A 391-nucleotide genomic window follows, 5' to 3' on the forward strand; every position below is an offset into this window, starting at 1 on the left:
CCGGCGGAATATTTCGTCCGACAGCCACTGGAAGTCCTTCGGGGTTTGCATCTTGCGCCCCGCTTGTTCCTCTATGCTTTGCAGTATCTTTCTCATTATGACCTTCGTTCGAGTCTGCTCATTTTCTCATTCTCTCATTCTCTCGTTTCCTCAACGGGTTAGTTCAATACCTGCGAACTTGAGGCCAAACTCTAAGCAAACCCAAATGATATTTAACCAGGCAACGTTTCTTCCCCAGCTACGAATACCATCTATTACCATGCCTGTATTCTCATCTTTGCCAAGGATGGACACGACTAAGCCACCTATACCACAGATGATTTTGAGGACAGGTTTGAAGAACACTCCAAGACCGATGACACCAACTACAAGTGATGCAATAGAAAATACT

At 45.3% G+C, this 391-nt stretch carries 1 protein-coding gene; it reads right to left on the reverse strand.

From position 1 onward, the window contains the following. Positions 1 to 150: 150 nt before the first annotated feature. Positions 151 to 391, reverse strand: a 241-nt coding sequence (locus KM934_RS13005; protein WP_215761049.1) for a hypothetical protein, incomplete at its 5' end; no start/stop codon positions are given.

It is taken from the genome of Hallella faecis (assembly GCF_018789675.1).
GTDB classification, from domain to species: Bacteria; Bacteroidota; Bacteroidia; order Bacteroidales; family Bacteroidaceae; genus Prevotella; species Prevotella faecis.